The sequence below is a fragment of the Mycobacterium sp. genome (genome assembly GCF_049802695.1).
GTDB lineage: Bacteria > Actinomycetota > Actinomycetes > Mycobacteriales > Mycobacteriaceae > Mycobacterium.
In genome coordinates, this window is the sequence record NZ_JBARMY010000420.1 from 1 (window position 1) to 9,059 (window position 9,059).

Sequence of the window (9,059 nt, forward strand, 5' to 3'; positions counted from 1 at the left end):
GCCGCCTCCGGTCGAGCCGTTGGCCGCACCGCCAGCGGACCCGTTGGCGCCGCCACCCGGCCTTCCGGGTGCACAGCCGGCCACCACGGTGGACGGCATTCCGGCAGGGGAGAACCCCAATCCGTTCGTCGGTGAGCCGCCGTTCGTACCGCCGTCGTTCAACCCGGTCAACGGCTCGACGGTCGGCGTGGCCAAGCCGATCATCATCAACTTCCAACGGCCCATCGCCGACGCCGGGATGGCCGAGCAGGCGATCCACATCTCGTCGACCCCGCCGGTGGCGGGCAAGTTCTACTGGATGACCCCCACCCAGCTGCGGTGGCGCCCGCTGAGCTTCTGGCCCGCCCACACCGCGGTGCACATCGACGCCGCCGGCACCATGTCGGACTTCAGGACCGGGGATACGTTGCTGGCCACTGCCGACGACGCGACCCACCAGATGACCGTCACCCGCAACGGCGTCGTTGAGAAGACCTTCCCGATGTCGATGGGGATGGCGGCCGGTGGGCACCAGACGGCCAACGGCACCTACTACGTGCTCGAGAAGCTGCCGTCCGTGGTGATGGACTCCTCGACGTACGGGGTGCCGGTCAACTCGGCCTACGGCTACAAGGTGACGGTGACGGACGCCGTGCGGTTCGACAACAGCGGCAACTTCGTGCACAGCGCGCCGTGGTCAGTGGGCGACCAGGGCAAGCGCGACGTCAGCCACGGCTGCATCAACCTCGCACCCGCCGATGCCAAATGGTTCTACAGCAACTTCGGCAGCGGCGATCCCATCGTGGTGAAGAATTCCGTCGGCACCTATAGCAAGAACGACGGCTCCAACGACTGGCAGACCTGACGCTTGCGGTTGGCCCCCTCGGTGGTCAGTTCCAGATCCTGACCCGCTGTTGCGGGTCGAGGTAAAGCGCGTCGCGCTCGGCAACGTCGAAGGCGTCGTAGAAGCCGTCGATGTTGCGGATGACGCCGTTGCAGCGGAACTCAGGCGGCGAATGTGGGTCGATGGCCAGGCGCCGGATCGACTCGGCCTCGCGTGACTTCGTGCGCCACACCTGCGCCCAGCCGACGAACACCCGCTGCACACCGGTCAGGCCGTCGATGACCGGCGCCGGCTCGCCGTTCAGCGACAGCTGGTAGGCCAGCAAAGCAATCGACAACCCGCCCAGGTCGCCGATGTTCTCGCCGACGGTGAACGCGCCTTGGACACGAGGTGGGCCGTGATGGCTCGTGAGTTCCCGGGGTGTATAGGCGTCGTACTGCTCGATCAGCGCTTTGGTGCGGGAAGCGAATTCGGCGCGGTCCTCGTCGGTCCACCAGTCGGCCAAGTTGCCGTCACCGTCGTACTTAGCGCCCTGGTCGTCGAAGCCGTGCCCGATCTCGTGGCCGATCACCGCGCCGATGCCGCCGTAGTTGGCGGCGTCGTCGGCGTCGGGGTCGAAGAACGGCGGCTGCAGAATCGCTGCCGGGAAGACGATCTCGTTCATCCCCGAGTTGTAGTAGGCGTTGACGGTCTGCGGCGTCATGAACCATTCGTCGTGGTCCACCGGGCCGCCGAGCTTGGCCAGCTCGCGGTCGTAATTGACCGCGAATCCACGCCGGTAGTTGCCGTACAGGTCGTCGCGCGCGATGACCAGTCCGGAGTAGTCGCGCCACTTGTCCGGGTAACCCACTTTGGCAGTGAACTTGTCCAACTTGGTCAGCGCGCGCTGCCGGGTCTCCGGGGTCATCCAGTCCAGGTCGGTGATGCTGACCCGGTAGGCCGCGCGCAGATTGTTCACCAAGGTGTCGATGCGAGACTTGGCGTCGGGCGGAAAGTGCCGATGCACGTACACCTTTCCGACGACGTCGCCGGTCAGGCTCTCGACCAGTGACACCCCCCGCTTCCACCGGTCACGGATCTGCTCGGCGCCGGTCAGCCTGCGGCCGTAGAAGGCGAAGTCCTCCCGCACCAGCGCGTCGGTGAGCAAGCCGGCCCGCGCAGCTATCAACCGCCAACGCGCCCAACGCTTCCAGTCCTCGAAGTCCTCGCTGCTCCACAGTGCGGCAAAAGCGGTCAGATAATCCGGTTGCCGGACAACCACTTCGGCGGCCGCGTCAGGCGAACTGCCGAGCGCGACCAGCCAACCGGCCCAGTCGAAACCGGCCGCTTCATCCACCAGCTCGCGGAAAGTGCGCAGGTTGTAGGTGAGCTCGGCATCGCGGCGCTTGACCACATCCCAGTGCCCGGCGGCCAGTTTGGTCTCCAGGTCCACGATCCGTGCCGCCGTGTCGGCGTGATCGTGCGCGCTGCCGCCGTAGACCAGGGCGAACATCCGGGCGATGTGACCCGGGTAGTCGGCCAGCACGTCGGCGTGCTGCGGGTCGCGGTAGTAGGACTCGTCGGGCAACCCGAGGCCGGACTGCGTGAGGTGCACGAGGTAGCGGGTCGAGTTCTTCGAGTCGGTGTCGACGTACGCTCCGGTGCCACCGCCGACGCCGGTGCGTTGCTGAGCGCCCACGACGGCGGCCAGCGCGTCGGGGTCGACGGCCTTCTCTATCAGGGTCAGCTCGTCGATCAACGGCTGCACACCACGGCCTTCCACGGTCTGTTCGTCCAGGAAACTGGCGTACAGATCACCGATGCGCTGCTCGTCGGTGCCGGCCACGGCGCCCGATTCGCTGGCTTCCACGATCAGATCCCGGACCTGCTCCTCGGCCCGGTCGAACAACGAGCGAAAGGCCCCGTCAGTGGCTCGGTCGGCAGGAATCTCATACTCCGTCAGCCAACGGCCGTTGACGTAGCCGAACAGGTCGTCTTGGGGCCGGGCGGCAGCATCGACGTAAGTGAGGTCGAGGCCCGAGCGCGTTGTTTCAGAAGTCGTCTCGAAGGTCACTCCGCCCATCCTTGCACGCGGGCCGGCGGTGACGGCCCGACCGAGCGGCCGTCTGCCGCCGGGTACCCTCGCGGCCATGCCTGACGGCGAACAGACCGAGATACCGGCCGACGAGGACGAGGCCGCCGAGGATGAGGCCGAATCGACCGGTGATCGGATCTTCTCCAGCTACGGTGTCGCTTCGGCGGTGCTGGGGGTGCTGTCGCTGGCGGCGGTCGCTTTCGTCGCAGTGATCTGGTCGTCGCATCACAGCGATGTCGCCGAACGCAGCTATCAGAGCCGGGTCTTGCAAACCGCCGTCGACTGGACGGGCGTGTTGATCAACATGAACGCCGACAACGTCGATGCCAACCTACAGCGGCTGCACGACGGGACCGTCGGTGACCTCAACGTCGATTTCGACTCGGCCGTACAGCCCTACCGCCAAGTGGTGCAACGACTGAAGTCGCGTAGCGCCGGCCGGATCGAGGCGGTGGCGATGCAATCGGTGCACCACGATCTGGACGTCGAACCGGGCGCGCCGCGTCCTGCGCCGGTCCCCGAGGCGCCCTTGCCGGCCGGTACCCGTACCGACACCGTCATGGTGATCGCCACCTCGATCGCCGAGACCGCCGGCGGCAAGCCGCAGACCGTGCACTGGGACCTGCGGCTCGACGTCTCGGGCGTCGACGGCAAAATGCTGATCTCGCGGCTGGAATCCGTCCGATGAGGCGGCGCCGCTGATGAGGCGGGAATTGATTTGATGAGAAACGCGTGGCGGGTGCTGACGTTCGACGTGGCCGCTCCGCTGGGTGCGATTGCCGCGTTGGTGATGATCGGGATCGTTCTGAGCTGGCGGATGTGGTGGGTGTCGCTGTGCTCGGTGCTCGTGCTGTTGATCCTCGAGGGCATCGTCATCAATTTCATGTTGTTGCGCCGTGATTCGGTGACAGTCGGCACTGACGACGACGCGCCCGGGTTGCGGCTCGCCGTCGTCGGGCTGTGCACCGCGGCGATCGTGGCGGCGGTCGTGACCGCATATCACTACTGGACGACGCCCGATCGCCAGCTCAAACGCGACTCGACTGAGGTGGTGAAGATCGCCACCGGGATGGCCGAAGCGACGGCGACGTTCACCCCGCAGGACCCCACCGCGTCCGTCGATCGGGCCGCAGCGATGATGGTGCCTGAACAGGCGAGCCCGTTCAAAGACCAGTTCTTGAAGTCCACCGCCGATCTGGCGCACCGAAACGTCACCGCACAGGGGCAAACGCTCGCGGCCGGCGTCGAGGCGCTCGGCCCGTCCGCGGCCAGTGTGGCGGTCATTCTTCGTGGCACCCAGAACGTGCCAGGTGAGCCACCCAGCCGTGCTGTGCTGGCGTTGCGGGTCACCTTGACCAAGAACAGCGGTCGCTGGCTGGTGTTCGACGTGTCGCCGATCAACGCCCGCTAGCCAAAGCGACACGCCCGCGCGCCGACAGCAGCTAGCACAGCCGCGCGTGGTCGACTTTCAAGCATCGGTCCATCACGACCTGCAGCCCGGCGGCGGTGGCGTCGCGAGCCACCTGCTCGTCCCACAGCCCCTGCTGTAGCCAGAGCGTTTTCGGCCGTGGTTGCAGCGCAAGGGATTCGGCGAGCACTGCCGGCACCTCGTCGAGCCGTCGGAATACGTCGACGAGGTCGGGCACGACCGGCAGTTCCGCCAGGCTGGGATAGACCGGGGCGCCATCGATCTCGGTGATCGTCGGATTGACCGGAAACACCTGATAGTCGCCGGTCGCAACGAGATAGCGATACACGCCGTAACTCGGCCGCGCCGGTTTGTTCGACGCACCCACCACCGCGATAGTGCGGGTTTCCCGCAGAATGCGTTGCAAGTCAACCTCGTCGCGCCAGAAACCGGTCATCGGACCACCGCTCAGTTGTTGGCAGGCGGCCGCTGGGCCCTGACCTTGACGAACCGGTCGGAAAGCCGGCGCATCCGGATCATCAGCGACGCTGACGGGCTGGCCTTGGCGTCGAGGAAAGCGGCCAAATCTTCCACCGGCACCCCGATGCGCGACGCGAATTCCGGTTGGCCCAGCCCAGAGCGCTCGATCAGCTGCCGTACGTGGCGGGCCACCTCGGTGCGTTCGTTGGCCTCCAGATGGGCACGGGCGCGCTCCAGCACCTCCCAGAGCGCCTTGGAGATGCCGTAGGGATGATTGCCCTGAAGCACCTCCTCGACCTGCCGGGCGGTCCGCCCGAACGGGTCGCGTTTGAGCGCGACGGCGATTCGCTTCCAGGTGGCGATATCGCCACTGATCAGCGCCGACCGGATCGCCGAGGTCGGCCAGAATTCGACGGGCTGATCCGTGGAGCGAGGACGCGCGCCCGAGCGCTCCGGCGGGGGACCGGAACGACGGTCGGATGCCAACGTCACCTCGCCTCCTCCAACATCGCTACCGCCACCGATAGGCAGTGCTGCCTGACTTCCTCCCATTCTGCCTTGGCCTCCGGTTCCGACCAACGATCATCGTCAGTGTCGGACGGGCGTGGATCAGCAAGACGTCGAACCAGCTGGGTGGCAATCCAGTTCCGGCCAGGCGGTCGACCGCAGTAATACCGATCGATGCCGCATAGCACCACCGCAGCGGTTTCCGCGTCCATGGCGTCGACAAGTTCAGCGAACTCGGCGTAGTCGCGGCTGGTGTTGCGGCTGATGATCAGGTAGCCCTTCAGCCGCAGGGTTTCCGCGCCGGTAGGGATCTGCAGCCGGTCACCGGTGGGAAGCTGCACATGGGTGGTTTCCACCGGGCTGCGCCGCTCAAATGCCGCCTGATCCGCTTCGCTTGCTGAAGCCGCGGCTTCAAGTGCGTCGAGGGCGACGGAAAGCCGGCCACGCCACACCGTGACCGGGTGCACAGGCCGTGCCAGCCGCGACGATCCACGGCTTCTGCCGTTCCGATGGGGCAGACCAGCGCCGAACTTCCATGGCCCCGGATGGCCGTTCGGCGCGCTGGTCACCTCGGCCCGCGCGGTGCGCTGCCTGGCCGCGCCGTCGCTGACCTTCGTCCGCTGGTCACGACTACGCTCGCAACCGGTGAAAGCCAACGGATCAGTTACGCAGATCGCGTCGGGGACAAGATGTTTGAGCTTGGCCGCCGACTTGATCACCACTCGCAGGTCGGCACTGGGCACCACCGGCGCCGAGACGTCGTCCGGAATCATCACGACATCGCTGAGATCCACCCGCGGCAACGGCTTCTCGAAGTCCACCGACGGCAAGATCCGGGCCAGCCAAGCCGGCAGCCACCAGTTCCACTGGTCGAACATCGCCATCAACGCCGGCACCAGCACCAGTCGCACGACGGTGGCGTCCACGGCGATCGCGACGGCGCAGGCAACACCGATTTCGGCTACCAGCGGCATACCGGCGAACGCGAAGCCGATGAACACCGCGATCATGATCAAGGCCGCGCTGGTGATGGTGCGGGCGCTGGTGCTCACGCCGTAGGCGACGGCGTCATGGGTGTCCGCCGAATGCAGGAACCGTTCCCTGATGCGGGTGAGCAGGAAGATCTCGTAATCCATGGACAGCCCGAATGTCATCGCCAGCACCAGCGGCGGGACGGTGCTGTCGATCGAGGTGATGGGGTGGAACCCCAGGTCCTGCAACCAGCCCCATTGAAAGACCATCACCAGACTGCCGTAGGCGGCCGCCACCGACAGCATGGTCATCAGCACACCCTTGAAAGCCAGGAACACCGAGTGCACCGAGATCAGCAGCATGGCGAAAGCGATCAGCGCCACCACCACCAGGACCAGCGGCTCCGTCTTCGACACCTGGTCGTCGAAGTCCTTGATCAGCGCGGTCGGGCCGCCGACGTCGACGCGCACCGAATCGGCTGCCGGGTCCGCGGTCAGGTGCGTGCGTATCCAGGCGACGCTTCGACGCGCGGCCATGTCCTCGGGATCTACCGACAGCACCGCACTGAGCAGGGCGCTGCTGTTGTCGTTGGCGAAGATCGGCGACGACACCGAGACGATGTCAGGGGCGCTCCTCAACTGATGGCCGATCGCGCTGAGGGTCTGATGGTTGGCGGGGGCGGACGCGTCGGCGTCGGGGAAGGTCACCAGCACCTGGAGCGGGCCCAGCGCCCCGGGCCCGAGGGCCTGCGCCGCGGCCCCCACCCCGCCGCGAATCTCGTGCGTTGAATCGAACTGGCGCAACAGGCTGTTGCCCAGCACCATCGATAAGGCCGGTATCGCCATGACGATCAGCAGCGCCGACGCCGCCAGCGCCGACGCCCAGGGCCGGCGCATCACGCCGCCGACCCAGCTGGTCCAGAATCGCGATTGGGTGGACTCCGGCCGACGCGACCAGTGCAGCGCGGCCGACCTCTTCGCCGCCGCCCGGCCGAACGTTGCCAACACCGCCGGAGTCAAGGTGGCCGAGCTGAGCATTGCGACCGCGACGGCCAAAATTGCGCCGGTAGCCATGGACGCCAGCGCCGGGGTGTCGATCAAGTAGATGGCGGTCAGCGAGGCCACGACGGTCATACCGGACAACACCACCGCAAGACCGGAGCTGGCCATTGCGGCGTCGACTGCGTCTTGCGGCTGGCGTCCGACCCGCAACTCCTCGCGGTAGCGCATCAAGATGAACAGCGAATAGTCGACGGCGAGTGCTATGCCGAACATCGAGACCGTCGGCGTGACGAACACCGACATCGTCGTGAACGTCGACAACAGGTAGACCAGCCCCATGGTGATCGCGACCGTGCAGATGCCCAGCGCGAGCGGGATCGCCGCGGCGGCCAGCGAACCGAAGACGGCGAGCAACACGATCAGAATGATCGGAAGGTTCCACCGCTCCGCGGCCGCGATGTCGTGTTTCGTGTTCGCCGCCGCGGCCGTGCTCAGCGCGCCTTGTCCGATGACGTAGAGCCGGACATGACCATTTTCGATCTGCCCCGCCTTATCGCCTTTGATCCCCACCTTCTGCCGGAGCCTTTTGGCGACGTCGCTGGAGCCGGTGTTGTTGAAGTCGACCCGCAGCGTCACCACGTACGGCCGGTCAGGCTGCGGCGCCGGCTGTCGCGGGTCGGCCACTGTGGACACCGCAGGCACGTCTCCGGCGACGCGCTTGAGCAGCGCAACCGCCGCGTTCATGTCTTCGAACGTCGCGTCGGCGCGAGGCGCCGCCACCAAGGCCAGCCCGGAGGCGCCCTGGTCGGGATAGTGGTCCTCGAGTTGGTCGTGAACCGACAGCGATTGTGAGCCGGCCACCTCGAAACCGCCCCCTGTCAGATGCCCTGACTGGGTGACCGTGAGATAGATCGCCGGAATCAGCGCGAGCAACCAACCCGAGAACACCAGCCAGCGGAATCTGCGCAGGTAGCCGCTGAAGCGCATCATGAACTGCTGGATTTCTGTCTCCCCGCAATGTGCCGCGTTGCGTGCAGGCGAGAATACCCCAGCAGACTGTGTAAAAAGCCGGCTTAACCGTACTGAGCTGTGGTGACTCGGTTGCGGCGGAGCATCGCGCCGGCGGTGCTGCTGCGCCCTTCGGCGGAGGCGAATACGGCTGGGAGCAGACTCACAGCGTTCCGAATGGCGGGTCCGCCGCGCAAGGTGGCACGATGGCGGGTGGTTTTCCGCCGCGCGGGGCCGAGATTGCCGTCGAGCGCAGCAACCCGCGAGGCGTGTCGGATGCCGCAAATCAGGAGGACTTTCCCATGACTTCGACGTCGATGACCACCGGCGCCCTGCGTTACGGGCTGCTCGGCCTCCTGATTGCTGTGGTGCTGGGCGGAGCCGCCGCACTGAGCGGGGCGGCACCGTCGGCACCCGGTTCCAACGATCCCTGCGCCGCCAGCGAGATGGCCCGCACTGTGGGCTCCGTCGCCAAGTCCGCCGGCGATTACCTGGACTCGCATCCAGAGACCAATCAGGCGATGACCAGCGCAATACAGCAGCCGGCGGGGCCGGCTTCGGTGAACACGCTCAAGGGCTACTTCGACGCCAACCCGAAGGTGACCAGCGATTTCCAGAAGATTGGGGAGCCGCTGGCGGGGCTGTCGACGAAATGCAAGCTGCCGATCTCGTTGCCGCAGGTGCTTGGTTTGATGCAGAACGCCCAAGGTGGGCTGCCCGGTGGCTTACCAGGTGGGCTGCCCGGCGGCGGCGTGCCGGCGCAGCCGGTGGCCGGAGCACCGGGTC

Annotated in this window: 8 protein-coding genes; 4 read left to right on the plus strand and 4 right to left on the minus strand. The window is 66.5% G+C overall.

Annotated features, from left to right (window positions below; genetic code table 11):
• The coding region (locus WA317_RS17040) for a L,D-transpeptidase (RefSeq protein ID WP_425174150.1) at positions 1 to 844 on the plus strand (844 nt) is incomplete at its 5' end.
• Between the two features lie 25 nt (positions 845 to 869).
• On the opposite strand, the gene WA317_RS17045 is transcribed toward WA317_RS17040, so the two are convergent.
• Positions 870 to 2,876, minus strand: a complete 2,007-nt coding sequence (locus tag WA317_RS17045; RefSeq protein ID WP_425174151.1) for a M13 family metallopeptidase — start codon at positions 2,874 to 2,876, stop codon at positions 870 to 872.
• A 76-nt stretch (positions 2,877 to 2,952) separates the two neighbouring features.
• Here WA317_RS17045 and WA317_RS17050 point away from each other — a divergent pair, with 76 nt between their 5' ends.
• Both WA317_RS17050 and WA317_RS17055 read left to right on the plus strand, forming a co-directional pair.
• The gene (locus WA317_RS17050) at positions 2,953 to 3,585 is read left to right on the plus strand and encodes a hypothetical protein (protein WP_425174152.1); all 633 of its coding nucleotides are present in this window, start codon (positions 2,953 to 2,955) and stop codon (positions 3,583 to 3,585) included.
• Positions 3,586 to 3,618: 33 nt separating this feature from the next.
• Positions 3,619 to 4,308, plus strand: a complete 690-nt coding sequence (locus tag WA317_RS17055) for a hypothetical protein (protein WP_425174153.1) — start codon at positions 3,619 to 3,621, stop codon at positions 4,306 to 4,308.
• Positions 4,309 to 4,339: 31 nt separating this feature from the next.
• Here the strand turns inward: WA317_RS17055 and WA317_RS17060 are convergent, their stop codons facing one another.
• Genes WA317_RS17060 through WA317_RS17070 form a run of 3 tightly spaced genes read right to left on the minus strand, consistent with a single transcriptional unit; the run spans position 4,340 to position 8,255 of the window.
• Positions 4,340 to 4,762 carry a CoA-binding protein gene (locus tag WA317_RS17060; protein ID WP_425174154.1) on the minus strand — a complete coding sequence of 141 codons (423 nt, stop codon included), beginning with the start codon at positions 4,760 to 4,762 and terminating at the stop codon, positions 4,340 to 4,342.
• Positions 4,763 to 4,773: 11 nt separating this feature from the next.
• Positions 4,774 to 5,277, minus strand: a complete 504-nt coding sequence (locus WA317_RS17065; protein WP_425174155.1) for an XRE family transcriptional regulator — start codon at positions 5,275 to 5,277, stop codon at positions 4,774 to 4,776.
• Positions 5,274 to 8,255 (minus strand): MMPL family transporter, encoded by a 2,982-nt coding sequence (locus WA317_RS17070; protein WP_425174156.1) that lies wholly within the window; start codon positions 8,253 to 8,255, stop codon positions 5,274 to 5,276. The genes WA317_RS17065 and WA317_RS17070 overlap by 4 nt, the downstream gene beginning before the upstream one ends.
• A gap of 335 nt (positions 8,256 to 8,590) precedes the next feature.
• On the opposite strand from WA317_RS17070, the gene WA317_RS17075 reads away from it, so the two are divergent.
• The coding region (locus tag WA317_RS17075; protein ID WP_425174157.1) for a hemophore at positions 8,591 to 9,059 on the plus strand (469 nt) is incomplete at its 3' end.

Coding starts and splice junctions, on each gene's coding strand:
- WA317_RS17050 (WP_425174152.1), top strand. CDS start 2,953: ATGCCTGACGGCGAACAGACCGAGATACCGGCCGACGAGGACGAGGCC.
- WA317_RS17055 (WP_425174153.1), top strand. CDS start 3,619: ATGAGAAACGCGTGGCGGGTGCTGACGTTCGACGTGGCCGCTCCGCTG.
- WA317_RS17060 (WP_425174154.1), bottom strand. CDS start 4,762: ATGACCGGTTTCTGGCGCGACGAGGTTGACTTGCAACGCATTCTGCGG.
- WA317_RS17070 (WP_425174156.1), bottom strand. CDS start 8,255: ATGATGCGCTTCAGCGGCTACCTGCGCAGATTCCGCTGGCTGGTGTTC.